This window comes from Streptomyces sp. NBC_01232 (assembly GCF_035989885.1).
GTDB lineage: Bacteria > Actinomycetota > Actinomycetes > Streptomycetales > Streptomycetaceae > Streptomyces.
In genome coordinates this window covers 252,868-268,327 of record NZ_CP108518.1, presented here as the reverse complement: position 1 = coordinate 268,327, position 15,460 = coordinate 252,868, and the positions used below count along the sequence as shown (strand labels likewise).

Below are 15,460 nucleotides of genomic sequence, written 5' to 3'. Positions count from 1 at the left end.
GGCCAGTTCCGGGTGGCACGGGTCGACTTGGAGCATCAGGCTGTCCGGTAGCTCCAGCCAGTCCCATGCAGGGTGCGGTCGCCTGTGGTCCAGACCGTCGTCGGGCATTCGTTGGCGCGGTCGAGAGACAGGCACCAATAGGAGGCCACCGCCTGCCCTTCGCCTACCAGCGGCCGCTCCGTCCGCCCCGCCCTTCATCGTGCCCCGCTGACCGGCACCCAACAGACATCACCGGCTGGCCTCGAACGGTGGCTGTCACTCAGTGGATGAGGAAGGCGGGCAGGCGTCCCATTACTGCGTTGCGGGGCAGGGCGAGACCGAATCGGCTCTCTATGAGAGCCAGCGTGTGGCGGTCGCGGTCACGGTAGGACTCGCCTTCCGGTCGTGCGTACTCACCACGCGGATCCACCACACCGGCCGCTATCAGCTGAGGCAGCAGAAGGTCCGGCTGCTCACCCCATCGCCAGACTTCTTCGCCGATTCCGAAACTGCAGATGTCCGCGCCGTCCCTGGCGTAGGAGAACATCGCCGGCGGATGGTCCGGGGAGGGGTCCAGGTGCACGGCCTCCACTCCGTTCCGGGAGATCTCGGCCAGCCTCCGGCTCCCGTCGCCCATCCCGTACTCAACGGCGAAGGACCAGCCGCCGCACGCACCGACCCGCACCACATCATCGTCGTCCGTCGCCAGGTCCAGGACTATGCCCCAGGCCTCTGTTTCGGTGATCGGTGACATGACGGATCCCGGCGCGCCACCCATCCGTACGGCCAGTTCCTCCGGGTCGATGCCCCGCGCGAAGACCACGCCGTGCTGCCACTCGTCCTGATCCACGAGCCACTGAATGCCGTCACCCATGACGTCTGCCCCTCTCATGGGCAGGACCCGCCGTCCGTGCCCACCGAAGTGATCACCCTAGTCAGCGGAACCGACAGGGCCGCGTACAAGGGACTGAGCACCTGGGCGACCGACTCTGCCGGCACGCAAGGGGGCGAGGACGTTCACGCGGCGTCCGTGGGACAGCTGTCCGTCGTCTACGTGGCCAACCGGCTCACGCGGAAGCTGTCCGTCCTGGGCCGTCTGGCTCGGCTGAGGCAGAGCAGCAAGGCGGCAACGGCTTCATGACGGGCGCCCGCCCGCCGGCCTTGCGGCCTGTCGTATGGATCAGGAAGTGGTGCTGCGGTGGGCGCGGAGCCGGCGGACGCCCCTTACGGCGTAGCCGGCGGTCAGGAGCGCGAAGCCGGTGGCGGCGAGCCAGAACCAGGATTCCGCGGCTGTGAGGCTCAGGAACAGGCCGCCGATGAGGAGCAGCGTGGCGGCGGTCTCCAGCAGTTCGAGGCGCGCCCGGGAGCGCAGCGCGGGGTCGGGTCCCCGGAGTCGGCGGACGATGGGGACGAGGCCAAGGGCTTGTAGGACGGCCAGACCGAGAGCGATCCAGACGTACCAGTCGGGTATGTCCACGGCGCGCATTGTACTGCCCTGCCGCGACCAAGATCCGAATGGAGGGCAGAAGGCGCCTGCACACCAAGGACGGTCGCGCGGCGGGGTCAGCTGTGGCGTTCCGTCTGCTCGTCGGGCGGCAGGAGGTCTTTGGCTCTGCGTTCCATCACGACCGGCAGGTAGGTCCGCACGCGCGCGTACCTGAGCTCTTCGTACGCCGTCTGTACCGAGCTGTGCACCAGCCCCGCGCCAGCTGAGGGTGCGCCTTCATGCGCCCGTACTGGTGGGCAGCGGCGACGGAGTAGTTTCGGGAGTGGACGGCTGCATGGTGCTGCCCAGGCGGCTGAACGGCCGCCGCGGTCTTCACCGTGCCTGTCGGCGGCGGGCGCAAGGCGGTCTCACGGGGCCTCGGATGCGTAGGCCGGGGCTGGTGGTCACTGATGGCAGGGATGGGTCGATGGACGGGTTCACCGTCTGGCTGTTGCGGCATGTGACCGACCGGGACGCCCTCGGCGAGCTCGCCAGGAGGGCCGCAGCCGATCCGGACTGGCCTGAGGAACCGGACCGGCTGAAGACGTTCACCGAGCACGTGGAAGGTGGCCATGCCACACCGGCCGCACTGCAGGACCTCACGGACGCCTGGGTCCGTTAACCCTCCCGCTGAGCCCTTTCAGCGTGCCCCGCACATCATGTGGCGGGCTGCTGCCGTCGGGTCCGTTGCCCGGGGGCCGGCGGTCTGAGCGCCGGTGCCGGGGGTTCGCCGGACGGCCCCGGGGTCCCCGGCCGGGGAGGAGGCCGGGGTGCGGGTGTCCGGGTGCCGTACGGATCCGGGCGGCAGCCCGTCGTGCGGACGGGCCTGCCCCATGACGCCAGGGGGAGGGGCGTCACGGGGGCGGGGCCCGCTCCGGAAGCCCAACCCCCCACGGTGTGCGCTTCCGACACCAGCGCGTGTGACCCCGCACCCCCGTCCTCAAACGCCCGTCCTCTCAGTAGTTCTGAGAGGACGTCACGCCCTGCTGCTCTCGGGGGTCGCGCGCGGAACCGCTTCATTGCTGTTCAGCGCGTGAGAGCGGGCTGCGGATGCCATGTCGTCGGGGCCGCTGCATGCTGGAGTCTTTGGCGGACCGGACGGAGATCGTGATCCGTCCCGTGTCGCCGCGGGGCGGGCGCAAGGCCACCGTGCGCGCCCTCGGGGTGGACACGGACCTCGGCAGGGCGTTCACGCCCGGGGATGTGTCGGAGTTTCTGCGCCGGGCCGGAGGGGGCCGGGGTCGGGCCGCGGGCGGCCTCCGCCCACCGGCAGCAGGAGCCAAGCCCGCCTGCCCGAGGGTTCAGCCACTGATCTCCACCATCGTCATGAAGAACGCGGTCCAGGACAGACCGCTGCCCGAGGAGCCTCGGCGGGGCGGGCGGACCGCGTCAGTGACGGTGGGCGTGTCATCCCAATGGGGCGATGTGCGGCACGGCGGATCAGGCAAGACTCTCGCCGAGCCCAACTTCGCCCCGGAGGTTCCATGTCGAAAAGCGTCGCGCCTCGCATCGACGTTCCGCGTGAGGCCCCGGCGCGGGCATCGCTCGTTCTGGCGTCCCTGATCATCGTTGCCGCAGTGGCCAACTTGAACCTGTCGGTGGCCAACGTAGCGCTGCCCGCGATCGGGAAGGCCTTCGACTCCTCCCAGACCTCGCTGAACCTGATCGCCGTGGGGTACTCCCTCGGTCTGGCCGCATCCGTGCTCTATCTGGGTGCGGTCGGCGACCGTCACGGGCGCAAGCTGCTGCTGCTCCTCGGCATCGCTCTGTCCGTCCCCGCCTGCCTGCTCGCCGCGTACGCGCCGAACGACACCGTCCTCGTGGCAGCCCGGATCCTCGGCGGGCTCTCAGCCGGCATGGCCTACCCGACCACCCTGGCGCTGATCACCGCCCTGTGGGCGGGGCCGGAGCGGACGAAGTCGATCGCGCTGTGGTCGGCCCTGGGCGGCGGCATCTCCCTGCTAGGGCCGGTGATCGCGGGCGCGCTGCTCGAACGCTTCTACTGGGGGTCGGTGTTCCTGGTCACCCTGCCCCTCGCCGTGGTCGCGCTGGTCATGGCCCTGCTGTTCGTCCCCGCACACGCCAACGAGTCAGCCGAACCGGTGGACAACCTCGGCGGCATCCTGTCCGTCCTCCTGATCGCGGGACTGGTGCTGGCGATCAATTTCGCCGCCGTCCCCGGCCAAGGGGCACTGGTCGTCGGCCTCGTCGTGATCGCCCTGGCTGCCGGAGCCGCGTTCTTCTGGCGCCAGCGCCGGGCTCCCAACCCGTTGTACGACCTCCACATCGCCGGCCGGCGCACGTTCTGGGTCGCCGCATGCGCGGGAATCATCGTGTACGGCTCCATGATGGGGTCGGCGTTCATCAGCCAGCAGTACCTGCAGAACGTGCTCGCGTACAACCCCGTCGAAGCCGGCGCCGCCATCCTCCCCCTCGTCGTGATGATCGTGCTCGTGGCACCACGGTCCGCGAAGCTGGTCGAGACACGCGGCGCCCGCACGACCCTGCTGATCGGTTACACGTTCCTCTTCCTCGCCTTCGCATGGATGCTGCTGTTCTGGGGCGAGGACAGCAGCTACTGGCAGATCGGCTTCGCCTACGTGCTCATCGGAATCGGCGCCGGCTTCGCAGGGACGCCCGCATCCCACTCGCTGACCGGATCGGTGCCCGTGCGACGGGCCGGCATGGCCTCAGGCACCGCCGACCTGCAACGGGACCTCGGCGGGGCCGTCATGCAGTCCATCATGGGCGTGCTCCTCACCGCTGGCTACGCCTCGGCCTTCAGCGCGGCGATCGCCGCTTCCCCCGAGAGCAAGGACGTGTCGGACCAGGTCCAGAGCGAGCTGACGAAGTCGTTCGCCTCCGCCGGGCAGGTCGCCCAGCAGCACCCCCAGTACACCGACCAGATCGTCGCGGCAGCACGTCAGTCGTTCCTCCACGGCGACGACTGGGCGTACACCGTCGGCCTGGCCGCGATCGCCCTGGGTGCGCTGCTGATCTTCTTCATGTTCCCGCACCGGGACGCCGAGCGGGAACTCCTACGGCGCTACTACACCGAGGACTCCGTCTCCGCCGCCACCGGGAGGCCGAGCGGCCCGGGAGCCTGAGAGGTCAACCGGTCGGCCGGTCGCCGACCGTGTCGTGCGCGTCCTTGCCCCATGGCCGTCGAAAGCAGGTCCGAGGACCGGATTGACGCGGGCGAGGATGCGGGCGTGGCCTGCTTGCCCGGCCGGGCCGCCGCCCGCAGAGTCGGGATGCAGCACCGCAGCAGCGCCGCCCGACTGTGCGGTCCTGCTGCCGCCCGAACTGGGCCGGCTCATAGAGGAGCAGATCCGGCACCCTGCGCGCGTCTCGATGCTGGAGCAACTGCCTGGAGACGGACCGCACTACCTCTGGCCGGGCCGACCTGCCGGTCGCCCGCTCGGCGGAGGGCGGGCGCACACGCGTTTGAAGCGGCACGGCCTGCCGAGCTTGACCGCGCGGAACACTGCCATGATCGAGTCTGTGGCGGAACTGCCCCCCGATCGTCGTCGGTGATCTCCTCGGCATCGACCCGGGCACGGCGCACCAGTGGGCTCGGTTCGCGCAGGACAGTTGGGCGGACTACCTTGCCGCCTGCCAGAAGACCCGAGAGTGTTCGGCGGGCCGACCACGTCCTGGCCTTGTGCATCAAAGGGGCAGCTGTCGACGCCGCCGCGGCCGACCCGTGGGGCTTTGGTCGGTGGGACCCCGACGACTCGAAGACGAAGATGTTCGGATCGCGCCGCCGGCCGCCTGTCCGTCATCTACTTCGCCAGCCGTGTACTCCGGCGCCTGTCGGTCCTGGGCATTGTCCGGCTCGGCTAGAACGTGTCTCTTGGGTGGGCTGAGCTGTTGATCGGATGTGTCTGTCCGATTGGTCTGCAGCCCCCAACTGGGCCAGCCTCCGCGGCGCGGCGGGCCTCGCGTAGGGTCGTCGAATCCTTACCGATCAGGGGAGTTGGCGATGGTGCACACATTACGACGGGGCGCCCGCGCGGCACTGGCGGCGGTGGCGGGAGCCGCGCTGCTGGTGGGCTGCACGGAGGAACCACAGAAGCGGGTCATGCCCGGCCCGACGTCCACGGCCACGGCCGCTCCCCAGGACGCCGTGGCCCTGGCCGAGCGCTACCGGGCGGCTGGCGGGGACCCGGACGTGTACGGGATCCAGGTCGAGGACGGACCGGAAGGCGTGCCCCGGGTGGTCATCCGGACCCGCAACGCGGATCAGGCGGACGCGATCTTCCGCCGGCAGAACACCTCGGTCACCACTCACCTGACGACGAAGGAGGGGGCGTCATTCAAGAAGGGCTACTTTATCGACGTCTTCGGCCCCGACGGCGGACTCATCCACCGCATGGACGCTCGCCCCGAGAGCGTGTCTGATTGATCGGTGGGCAGTTCGCCGACGCCTCCGAAGACCTCGGCACCCGCGTCTGGGTCCGCGGCCGCGCCGCGATCGCCCTCGGCTACGAAGGCGCCGCCCTCCCGATCGCGGACTTCTTCGCCGACCAGGCCATCGCGATCAGCGACCGGCCGTCCCTGGGCCTGCTGAACGCCGTCTTCGGCAAGGCCCACGCGCACGCGGCCGCCCTGCGCGGCGACCACACCACCGCCAGAGCGCTCCTCGCCCAGGGCCGGCGCGTCTTCGACCGGGCCGGCTCGCACGAGCAGACATCCGACTACCCCGTCCCCTTCTGGCGGGTCAACGTGTTCACCTCCCTGCTCGCCGCCCGCCTCGGCGACGAGACCACCGCCGTCGCCGCACAGGACGCAGCGGCGGCGGAACTCCCCGCGACCCTGCCCCGGTTCGACCCACCTGGAGATGCACCGCGGCCTGATGCTCGCCCGCTCCGGCGACAGCGCCGCCGGCATCGCCCACGCCCGCGCGGCGCTGGACGCCCTCCGCCGGAGAAGCACTCGCTGACCCTGCGCCTGCTCATGACGGAGGTCGAACAGTCCTGAGGCTCTCGGCGGCCGGGTGAGAAGTGCGTGGCGATGGGGAGGGGGCCGTCCGCCGCTCGGACCGGTGGGCATCCGGACATCCCTGGTCGGCCCCGGGATTCCGGCGGCTGATGGAGTGGCACGTCAGCCGCACGGACGGCCGTGGTCGGGCATCCGGCCCGGGGCGGCTGTCGGCTAGGACCTGTCCGGGCGATCATGCGCGCGGATGTGGAGTCGAGTCGTGTCGTGCTGGTCCTCGGTCGCAGGTGTCGATCCAGCATGGTTGGCATGATCGCCGGGCTGTCGGACTGCCCTGCGTGGGCTCGCGGAGAGGGAGTGCTCGTGGAAGACAGTGTCGTCAAGCACCAGTGGCAGATCGAGCTGGGGGAGCGTCGAGTGGAGACGCTCAAGAGCGTCTCCGGGATCACGCTCAAACAGGAGTACATCGAGCTGTTGCAGAACTCGCCGGACGGGAAGCCGGTTCCCGATCTTGTCCTGGGTGGGCCGGAGTTCTTCGGGACGCTGACCCTCACGCGGGGCCTGGACAAGAGTGAGAAGTTCACTCAGTGGATCTTGGATTCCAAGGACCCGGCCAGAAAGGAAGCCAGTTCCCCGACCCTCGTTCTGGCCTACGTGAACGAGCAGAACAACAAGGTCGTGAAGCGCTTTCAGATCGAGGGCGCCCGGCTTACGAGCTGGAGTGCCGCGGACCTGTCGGCAGGTGACTCCTCGGCGGTGGAGGAAACGCTTGAGCTCGCCTATCTGAGCGCCAACCCGATCTGACGCCTTCTGATCCGCATCGAGCGGTCCGGCCGCGTTCGCGACTGCTGCGTGTCCGGGTCGTTGATGTGTACAGGGGGGCGGGCTGATCCGAGTGATGCAGAGTGGGAACGGCAGCAGCCGTTCCCGCCGGGGTCGTTCTACCGGGTGAGGGTCGATGCAGCCCGTCCCGACATGGCGTGCGCGGATCAAGCCCGGTGCCCACCCGTCCGGGGGCAGTACCGCAGCCCCATCCCGGTGTCGGCGGCCGTTCTGTCAGGAGCGCGCTGCCGGGGGCGGCGCATGATCGGTTCTTCGGTGAACCCGCTCCGCCGGCAGGGTGAGATGCCCTTCCCGGGGGGTCGTACCGGTGGTGCTGGCCCGGTATCACCGGGCCAGCACCTGATCGTGATCGGGGCTGGCGGCTGCGGCTGGCGGTGGTTCAGGGCGAACCGTGATGGCTGTGCGTGGGGTGATGGGGATCGAGAATGTCCCCACCCCGCGCTCGGGGGTGAGACAGACCTGCTCACCCAAGTTCCCCACCCCCTGGGCGCTGACCTGCGGCCGGGCGCCACAGCGGAGGGGCCGCCCGATAGCCGGCCAGGTCCAGAGGCGGGTCGAGCTGTCCAGGGTGGGCGAAGCCCAGCGCGAAGCGCCACCGAAGGCGCCCTTGACCGGTCGGCACGGCCCGCACACTCCACGAGCGGGCGGCCCCGGCTCCAGTTGCCGACAGCAACCGACTGGGGAACGAAGAGCCGCTCCGGGGCCCGTTTCTGGTGATCGTTGATCAGCTGTTGCAGCCGGTTCCGGTGGTGGGGTTGGTGCAGGTATTGTGGCCGGTTCCGCCGTTGTTGGTGTTGGCCCCGGGTCCGCCATTGAGAGCGTCGTTTCCGGGTCCGCCCTCGTTGGCGTCGTTACCCGCGCCGCCGGACAGGGCGTCGTTTCCGTTGCCGCCGATGAGGGTGTCGTTGCCGTTGCCGCCCTCGACACGGTCGTTTCCGTTGCCGCCTTCGATGCGGTCGTTGCCGTCGCCGCCGGACAGCATGTCGTTGCCGTCGCCGCCGCAGATCAGGTCGTTGCCGCCGCGGCCGTCGACCACGTCGTTTCCGGCGAGAGCGAAGATGGCGTCGTCGCCGGGGGTGCCGATCAGGACGTCGTTGCGGTTGGTGCCGGTGATGGTGGCCGTGGCGGTCGCGCAGGTCAGCGCCGGCGGGGGCACGACCCCGGTCGCCACACCGAACGGGAGGTCGTCGACGGGGACGGTGGCCACGACGGTGTTGGTGGCGGTGTTGATCACGGACACCGTGTCGGCGTTGGGGTTGGTGACGTAGGCGCGGGTGCCGTCCGGCGACACCGCCACCTCTCGAGGCGCATCGCCGACAGGGATGTTGATGACGACCGTGTTCGTCGCCGTGTTGATCACGGACACCGTGTTGCTGTCGGCGTTGATGACGTAGGCGCGGGTGCCGTCCCGCGACACCGCCACCCCCTGGGGCACATCGCTGACGAGGATGGTGGCGACGACCGTGTTCGTCGCCGTGTTGATCACGGACACCGTGTCGGCGTCGGAATTGGTGACGTAGGTGCGGGTGCCGTCCGGTGACACCGCCACCCCGAACGGGAAGTCGCCGACGGGGACGGTGGCGACGACCGTGTTCGTCGCCGTGTTGATCACGGACACCGTGTCGGCGTCGGAATTGGTGACGTAGGCGCGGGTGCCGTCCGGCGACACCGCCACCCCGATGGGAGCATCGCCGACGGGGACGGTGGCGACGGCCGTGTTGGTGTTCGTGTTGATCACGGACACCGTGTCGGCGCCGTAGTTGGTGACGTAGGCGCGGGCGCCCTCCGGCGACACCGCCACGCCCAGGGGCTCAAGGCCGGCGGGGACGGTGGCGACGACCGTGTCGGTCGCGGTGTTGATCACGGACACCGTGCCGGCGGCGCGGTTGGTGACGTAGGCGCGGGTGCCGTCCGGCGACACCGCCACTCCCCACGGCGCATCGCCGACGGGAACCGTGACCACCACCGTGTTCGTCGCCGTGTTGATCACGGACACCGTGTCATCGTTGAAGTTGGCGACGTAGGCGTAGGTGCCGGGCGGCACGGCCTGGGCGGGCTGCGGGGCCACCATGGGCAGGGCCAGGCCGGCCACCAGGACGGGACCTGCCACCAGCGCCCGCAGCAACCCACCCCACCACGAGCGGCGCACTCGAAGACCAGGCGGCGCTGACGGCGGGAGGGCCTCCTGCGCGCCCACCCCCCTCACGGCTTGACAGATAGTCACAGCAATCCTCCCGACCGGGCTGACAGTGGGGCATATTATGACAGTTCGCCAGATTCGGTAGGGCGGGGGACACGCGACCGCCCCGACCGGTGGCCGCGCTCGGCTCCCTCCTCGCGCTGATCCTCGGGGTCTCGCGCACGACCCTGGCCATGGCCCGCGACCACCACCTCCCGCACGCCCTGGCCGCCGTCCACCCGAAGTTCCAGGTGCCACACCGGGCCGAACTCGTGGTCGGCACCGTCGTGGCCGTACTCGCCGCGACCACCGACGTACGGGGGGCGATCGGCTTCTCCTCCTTTGGGGTGCTCGCCTACTACGCCATCGCCAACGCCTCCGCCTGGACCCTCGCCCCGGACGAGGGCCGACCAGCGGATCATCCCGGTCGTCGGGCTGGCAGGCTGCCTCGTCCTCGCGTTCGCCCTGCCGTCCTCGTCGGTGATCGCCGGCGCCGCCGTGCTGGCCGCCGGAGCCGCCGCATACGCGGTACGTCGCGCGGTGACCGCCCGCAGGGCGTGACCGCGGCAGAACACGTATCCGCTGTTGTCAACGGGTGCGGCGGGAGCGCGTGAGCGCCCGCCCGCCCAGTGCAGTGCCGGTCAGCCCGAGCAGCAGGGCCACGTAGGCGCCGCCCAGCCCGTTGCCGGTGCCGAGCCCACCGTCGGCGGTGGCCGCGACCAGCCCGCCGAGAGCCATGGCGATCAGCCCCGCGACCACAGCCAAGGTGGCCCCGAGCGACCCGCTGGCGGTGCCGAGGCGACCGGCTGGTCGGGTCAGCGCCAGCACGGCGATGACCACGGCGGCCAGCCCCAGCAGCCCGCCGGTGGTGGCTCCGAGACGCCCGAGGCTGAAGTCGGTGACACTGGCGGCGATCGGGATCGGCTGGACCGAGGCGTGCGCTGCCGCTGGGGTGGCAAGACCGAACCCTCCGAGCAGGGCGGTAGCGGAGGCGGCGAACAGGCGACGAGCGGACATCATGGTGCTCCTTCTCTTCCCACGACTGGATGTGGTCCGAGCATGTCGGCCGGGCCGTGGCAGGTCGTCCGGCAGGCGCAGGCACTTCGCGCTACCACGGACGCGGCAGGTGCCGCCGAGCTACTGCGTGCGTGGTAGTCGACCGCTGGTCCGCGAGAGGGATTCGCCCGTGGCAGCCTCCGGCTACGGTGCGCGCATGAGCAAAGGACGGTTCCGCATACGGGCCAGCGTCAGAGACTGGCTGATCGCCGTAGGCGTGGCGGCGGCGCTGCTGGTCACCGGGCTGTCCGGGCACCACTCCGCCACCGGCCTCGACCTGCTCGGCTACGCGTTGCTGGTGGTCGGTGGCCTGGCGCTGGCGGCCGGCCGCCGGGCTCCGGTTGCCGTACTGGCCGTCACCGGGCTGTGCGCGGTGGGTTACCAGGCGGCAGGGTTCGATGTGGCCGCCGTCGCGTTCCTGTTCGCGGTGTACGCGGCCATGCGGGCGGGACACCGCATCGTCACGGTGGCGGTGAGCGTGGCCGTGCTGGCCGCGCTTCCCCTCGCGGCCCTGGTCTCGGGCCTGCACGACACGGGCGAGGCGTTCGCGCAGGCCCGGGGCGCCCTCCAAATCGCCTGGCTCATCGCCGCCGGCGCCGCCGGTGAAGCCCTCCGGCAGGCCGAGCAGCGGGCAGACGAAGCCGAACGCACCCGCGAGGAGACCGCGCGGCGCCGCGCCGACGAGGAACGGCTGCACATCGCGCGGGAACTGCACGATTCGCTCACCCACCAGATCTCGGTGATCAAGGTGCAGTCCGAAGCCGCCGTCCACGTGGCCCGCAAGCGCGGCGAAGAGGTCCCGGAGGCCCTGCTGGCCATCCGGGAGGCCGGCCGGGAGGCGTCCCGCGAGCTCCGGGCAACCCTGGAGGCCCTGCGCGACGACGACACCACCCCGCCGCACGGCCTCGACCACCTCCCCGAACTGGTCGAACGGGCCGGCAAGACCGGTCTGCGGGCGACACTCACGATCCAGGGGCAGCAGCACGACGTACCGGCCGCAGTGGGCCGGACTGTCTACCGGATCGTGCAGGAGTCCCTCACCAACATCGCCCGTCACGCAGACGCCACCACGGCATCGGTCCACATCGACTACCGCCCGGACGCCGTCGCCCTTCAGGTCGACGACAACGGCAAGGCCACACCGGACACCATCCCCGTGCCGGGCATCGGCCTGCTCGGGATGCGTGAACGCGTCACAGTCCTCGGCGGTCGCCTCCGGGCAGCACCGCGCGACGAGGGCGGCTTCACCGTCCAGGCCGAACTCCCCGTGGAGCGTGCCTCGTGATCCGTGTCCTGCTGGTCGACGACCAGCCGCTCATCCGCAGCGGATTCCGCGCGTTCCTCGACCTCGAAGACGACATCGAGGTCGTGGCCGAAGCCGCCAACGGGCAGGAGGGCCTGGAGCTCGCCGGAAAGCACCTGCCCGACGTCGCACTCATCGACATCCAGATGCCGGTCCTCGACGGCATCGAGACGACCCGGCGCATCGCGGCCGACCCGGCGCTGGCCGGCGTCCACGTCGTCATCCTCACCAACTACGGCCTGGACGAATACGTCTTCAACGCCCTGTCCGCAGGCGCCGCCGGATTCCTCGTCAAGGACATCGAGCCGGAGGACTTCCTGCACGCCGTACGCGTGGCCACGCGCGGAGACGCCCTGCTTGCGCCCTCTATCACCCGCAAGCTCATCAACCGGTACGTCAGCCAGCCGCTCCCGAATACCACCGGGCAGGGGCTGGAAGGGCTGACCGGCCGAGAACGCGAAGCCGTCGTGCTGGTCGCACAGGGCCTGTCCAACGACGAGATCGCGGACCACATGGTGATCAGCCCACTGACCGCGAAAACCCACGTCAACCGGGCCATGACCAAACTCCACGCCCGCGACCGCGCCCAGCTCGTGATCCTCGCCTACGAATCCGGCCTGGTAACCCCACGCAACTCCTGACATCCATCAGCAACACCCTGAACCGCATTCGCTGACTGCCGTGGTCACGAAGGCGCGGGAGGCCGGCGGTCACGGGCCGCCAGGTAGTGGGGTCGGCCGGCTCCCGGCAAGCGGGGCACCACCCGGAATACCGGACACTTCGAATGACGCTCCCCGCCAGCTGGGGCGGCGGAATGGACCCGGGCCCGGTGGGAGGCGTACGCGAACGACCAGGGGCAGCCGGCGTCGCTGGTGGCGGTGACGGCGCGTTCGAACCGGTCGAAGGCGGATCAGGATCCGGCGGAGTGGCTGCCGCCGTCGCCGGACGCGCTGTGCCGGTACGGCGCCGAGTGGACCGCGACCAAGATCCGGTGGGGCCTGGCGGTCGACGAGGCGGAGAAGGACCGGCTGCTCGACATCGCGGCCGGCTGCGGCGGCACCGGCGTGGAGTTCACCCCCGCCCCATAGGACAGCCGAAGGTGAGAGCCGCCGCCCGACAGGTGGCGGCTCTTCGCCATGCTCCACAGCTGCTCGTGACCGCGGCATGTCCGGGCTGGTCCAACGACGTGCGCTGTTGGGCCGGCGGGAGTGATCAGTTTGGGGTGTGCAGTCCGGGGCGGAGGAGGGGTGGTGTGCGCCGCCAGCCGCCTTTGCCGTCATTGTTGCGGTGTGACCTGCGGGTGTGCCAGATGCCGGGCACGCTGATCAGCCGTGGTCAGTCTCTGCGCGCTGACCGTCTTCGCTGACCCGTGAGGATGCAGAGCCGGTCCCTGGCTGTGTGCTCAGGTGCCGGAGTGTGCCCCGTCGCCGGTGCCGAGGAGGGGGACAGCCAGCCGGCGTTCGACGGCGTTCGGCAGCGACCACAGTTCGCTGCGCCGTTTCCGGTCCAGCGCGCCTTGGCGGTCGGCGCGGCGGATCCCGGGCACGGCGAGGACCAGGACGGTCAGGGAAGCGGCCAGTCCGGCGCCGAGCAGTGCACCGGCGAGTACGGCCCCGTCTGCCAGGGCGAACGGAAGCGCGAGCCCGAGGCAGAGCGTGCCGAGGCCGCCGAGGACGGCCAGCATCCACCACAGAGGGGTGAGCGGGTGCTCGTCGCGCAGGTGGTCGACCAGCTGCCGGTCGGTGGGACGCCGCCGGCGATGCTCACTGGCGGCGGCGAACAGCTCGGCACGCCCGCGCAGCGCCCAGACGGCGCGCACTCCCACCCACGCGACGGGCAGCAGGAACAGCGTCACCAGCACCAGGCCCGACTGAACCGTCCGCGACACCGACATCCGGCCCGAAGCGTCGGCCACCACAGATGCCACGGCGGCTCCCGCAACCACAGCCCCCGCCGCGCTCGTGACCACGAGCCAGCGCCGGGCCCGGCGCACCCGAGCGCTGAGAGGGAACTCGACCGCGTCCAACGTCTTCTCCGTTCGATGACCGCAGGTACTCTACGCAGCCCACCGAGGAAGCGGAGCAGCTCCTCCACGCTGACGATCCGGGCACCCCAGCGCCTGCCGCGCGGCCGGTCCGGGAACTGCAGGTCCGTGGGCTGCGCCCGCGAGCGCGGATGGGAAGCGCTCCTGGGGACCTTTGACCGAGAGTCTGAACGTCCCCCGTGATCTCGACCTCGGCAACCGGCCTCGTGCCCTGAAGCAGTTGTGGAAGCAGGCCACGGGCACGGCTCTGGCGGGCCGCTCTCACCTCCCTGACCACGCCGCCGTCCGCGTCGCCATGATGATCCGGGTACGGCGGCGGGCCACACGGGAGACCCTGTACGACCCGCCGTCCTGGGCGCGGGCCGCACGGAGGGATCGTTCTAGGGACGGTGGACGGCCAGGGCCGCGTGACGGTCATGACGTCCAAGTGGGTTGCGCCCAACGGAGCGGTGACGTTCGACTGGCACCGCAGCAAGGATCGGAACACCGGCAAGGTGACCGAGACTCGCAGCCCCTGAGCGTCATGTGGTGGAGTTGTCCACGCCCCCCGGGGCCGTCTTCGCTGACAGGCCAGGCGGGACGGGGCCGTGGGGTCCGAGGTGACGGAGACGTCCAGGGCGCTTGAGGTGGTGACTCCCAGGGCGGGTCACCTGCTGTCGGACAAGTACGCGCGGGCCCCCCGCCGGCCCGCACTCCCTCGCGCAGCGCCGCCGACGTGTGCCTAGGGACGGACGGGTCCTTCGGGACGAAGCGCTCGGCCGGCCGGTCAAGCGGGGCGGAGCGGGTGGATCGGTGTCGACCGGGGCATCCCGGCCGACACCGTACGGAAGGGGACTGGTTCGGCACCGGGTGTGACACGGAAGGTGGTTCCAGCGCTGAAGGGCATGGGGTGCCCTCTCGAGCGCGCCCCCGGCATCAGTCGCTCCGCTTCCCGATCCAGAGGCCACCACGCATGCACCCACCTTTCGGCATCCCGGATCCGGACACGATGGAGCTTTTCCCCGGTGATATCGGTGCGTACGGCACGGCGCAGGTGCCGCCGGTCCCGGCCGCCGCCGAGGCCCCCGTCTTCGTCGACACGTCGGGGCGCAGACAGCGCCGGGTGCGTCGCTGGGGCTACCTGCTGGTGGTACCGGCCGTCGCCTATGTCGTGCTGCTCATGAGCACCCTGCTGGGCGGCCCCACCTTCCAGTCACCTTTGCTGCCCTCCGCCCGGGCTCCCCACACCCCCGCGCCCGGGGACACACCAGGGACCGGCACCGCAGGCCCCTCCACCCGTGGTCCGGCGAGCAGCAGCAGACGCCCCGCCCCGGCAGCCTCGCACAGTGGCGCCGCGCCTGCCCCGGCCGCCGCGACCGTGACCGACAAGGGGACGCCCGGCAACGGGCAGGGCCCGACGAAGGCCGCGACCGGACCGGCAGACCCGGCTCCGTCGCCTCGCGGCGGCGGCCGCGGCCGCGTCACCGCTCCCCCCGGCCAGGGTGGCGGCAAGCCCACCGGCCGTCCCTGAGCCAGCCACGTCCGTCACGCCGGACAGGCCCAGCACAGTGCACGCAGTCGGCACCGCACCGCCCCACGCAGCAGGCAGGAAGTCCCACCCCTTGTCGAAGAACCGTCGCCGCCGCCCCC

General features: G+C 70.8%; 12 protein-coding genes and 4 pseudogenes. 10 read left to right on the top strand and 6 right to left on the bottom strand.

All coding sequences use genetic code 11. The features are described from left to right. Positions 1–259: 259 nt before the first annotated feature. The 3 genes and pseudogenes from OG444_RS01280 to OG444_RS40695 form a co-directional block, all read right to left on the bottom strand. Positions 260–853, bottom strand: a complete 594-nt coding sequence (locus OG444_RS01280; RefSeq protein WP_327260277.1) for a DUF6461 domain-containing protein — start codon at positions 851–853, stop codon at positions 260–262. A gap of 306 nt (positions 854–1,159) precedes the next feature. Beyond that, the gene (locus OG444_RS01275; RefSeq protein WP_327260276.1) at positions 1,160–1,465 is read right to left on the bottom strand and encodes a hypothetical protein; all 306 of its coding nucleotides are present in this window, start codon (positions 1,463–1,465) and stop codon (positions 1,160–1,162) included. 77 nt (positions 1,466–1,542) lie between these two features. After that, positions 1,543–1,680: pseudogene (locus OG444_RS40695) on the bottom strand (three-helix bundle dimerization domain-containing protein); the annotation flags it as partial. Between the two features lie 212 nt (positions 1,681–1,892). On the opposite strand from OG444_RS40695, the gene OG444_RS01270 reads away from it, so the two are divergent. The 5 genes and pseudogenes from OG444_RS01270 (at position 1,893) to OG444_RS01250 (ending at position 7,210) form a co-directional block, all read left to right on the top strand. Continuing rightward, positions 1,893–2,087, top strand: coding sequence for a hypothetical protein (locus OG444_RS01270; RefSeq protein ID WP_327260275.1), 195 nt, complete (start codon positions 1,893–1,895; stop codon positions 2,085–2,087). Positions 2,088–2,949: 862 nt separating this feature from the next. Continuing rightward, positions 2,950–4,572: an MFS transporter gene (locus OG444_RS01265; protein WP_327260274.1), complete on the top strand. Its 1,623-nt coding sequence runs from the start codon at positions 2,950–2,952 to the stop codon at positions 4,570–4,572. An 878-nt stretch (positions 4,573–5,450) separates the two neighbouring features. Beyond that, complete coding sequence (locus OG444_RS01260; protein ID WP_327260273.1) at positions 5,451–5,873, top strand: hypothetical protein; 423 nt, start codon at positions 5,451–5,453, stop codon at positions 5,871–5,873. Positions 5,874–5,887: 14 nt separating this feature from the next. Next, positions 5,888–6,448, top strand: a pseudogene (locus OG444_RS01255) (XRE family transcriptional regulator); the annotation flags it as partial. 267 nt (positions 6,449–6,715) lie between these two features. Beyond that, on the top strand, positions 6,716–7,210 hold the full coding sequence (locus OG444_RS01250; RefSeq protein ID WP_327260272.1) for a phage tail protein: 495 nt from the start codon (positions 6,716–6,718) through the stop codon (positions 7,208–7,210). A 763-nt stretch (positions 7,211–7,973) separates the two neighbouring features. On the opposite strand, the gene OG444_RS01245 is transcribed toward OG444_RS01250, so the two are convergent. Beyond that, a complete protein-coding gene (locus OG444_RS01245) occupies positions 7,974–9,374 on the bottom strand; it encodes a YVTN family beta-propeller repeat protein (protein ID WP_327260271.1) in 1,401 nt (466 codons plus the stop codon). 188 nt (positions 9,375–9,562) lie between these two features. Between OG444_RS01245 and OG444_RS01240 the strand changes: the two are divergent. Next, positions 9,563–9,989: pseudogene (locus OG444_RS01240) on the top strand (amino acid permease); the annotation flags it as partial. Between the two features lie 27 nt (positions 9,990–10,016). Here the strand turns inward: OG444_RS01240 and OG444_RS01235 are convergent. Then, positions 10,017–10,445, bottom strand: coding sequence for a DUF6223 family protein (locus OG444_RS01235; RefSeq protein ID WP_327260270.1), 429 nt, complete (start codon positions 10,443–10,445; stop codon positions 10,017–10,019). A 196-nt stretch (positions 10,446–10,641) separates the two neighbouring features. Here OG444_RS01235 and OG444_RS01230 point away from each other — a divergent pair, with 196 nt between their 5' ends. From OG444_RS01230 to OG444_RS01220, 3 genes and pseudogenes are all read left to right on the top strand, one after another. Next, positions 10,642–11,769: a sensor histidine kinase gene (locus OG444_RS01230; protein WP_327260269.1), complete on the top strand. Its 1,128-nt coding sequence runs from the start codon at positions 10,642–10,644 to the stop codon at positions 11,767–11,769. After that, positions 11,766–12,428: a response regulator transcription factor gene (locus OG444_RS01225; protein WP_327260268.1), complete on the top strand. Its 663-nt coding sequence runs from the start codon at positions 11,766–11,768 to the stop codon at positions 12,426–12,428. Before OG444_RS01230 ends, OG444_RS01225 begins: the two co-directional genes overlap by 4 nt. Positions 12,429–12,587: 159 nt before the next feature. Continuing rightward, positions 12,588–12,875 (top strand): annotated as a pseudogene (locus OG444_RS01220) (HNH endonuclease); the annotation flags it as partial. 314 nt (positions 12,876–13,189) lie between these two features. On the opposite strand, the gene OG444_RS01215 reads toward OG444_RS01220, so the two are convergent. Continuing rightward, positions 13,190–13,714: a hypothetical protein gene (locus OG444_RS01215; RefSeq protein ID WP_327260267.1), complete on the bottom strand. Its 525-nt coding sequence runs from the start codon at positions 13,712–13,714 to the stop codon at positions 13,190–13,192. Between the two features lie 1,069 nt (positions 13,715–14,783). Here OG444_RS01215 and OG444_RS01210 point away from each other — a divergent pair. Next, a complete protein-coding gene (locus OG444_RS01210) occupies positions 14,784–15,341 on the top strand; it encodes a hypothetical protein (protein ID WP_327260266.1) in 558 nt (185 codons plus the stop codon). Positions 15,342–15,460 lie beyond the last annotated feature (119 nt).

Coding starts and splice junctions, on each gene's coding strand:
- OG444_RS01280 (WP_327260277.1), bottom strand. CDS start 853: ATGGGTGACGGCATTCAGTGGCTCGTGGATCAGGACGAGTGGCAGCAC.
- OG444_RS01275 (WP_327260276.1), bottom strand. CDS start 1,465: ATGCGCGCCGTGGACATACCCGACTGGTACGTCTGGATCGCTCTCGGT.
- OG444_RS01270 (WP_327260275.1), top strand. CDS start 1,893: ATGGACGGGTTCACCGTCTGGCTGTTGCGGCATGTGACCGACCGGGAC.
- OG444_RS01265 (WP_327260274.1), top strand. CDS start 2,950: ATGTCGAAAAGCGTCGCGCCTCGCATCGACGTTCCGCGTGAGGCCCCG.
- OG444_RS01260 (WP_327260273.1), top strand. CDS start 5,451: ATGGTGCACACATTACGACGGGGCGCCCGCGCGGCACTGGCGGCGGTG.
- OG444_RS01250 (WP_327260272.1), top strand. CDS start 6,716: ATGATCGCCGGGCTGTCGGACTGCCCTGCGTGGGCTCGCGGAGAGGGA.
- OG444_RS01235 (WP_327260270.1), bottom strand. CDS start 10,445: ATGTCCGCTCGTCGCCTGTTCGCCGCCTCCGCTACCGCCCTGCTCGGA.
- OG444_RS01230 (WP_327260269.1), top strand. CDS start 10,642: ATGAGCAAAGGACGGTTCCGCATACGGGCCAGCGTCAGAGACTGGCTG.
- OG444_RS01210 (WP_327260266.1), top strand. CDS start 14,784: ATGCACCCACCTTTCGGCATCCCGGATCCGGACACGATGGAGCTTTTC.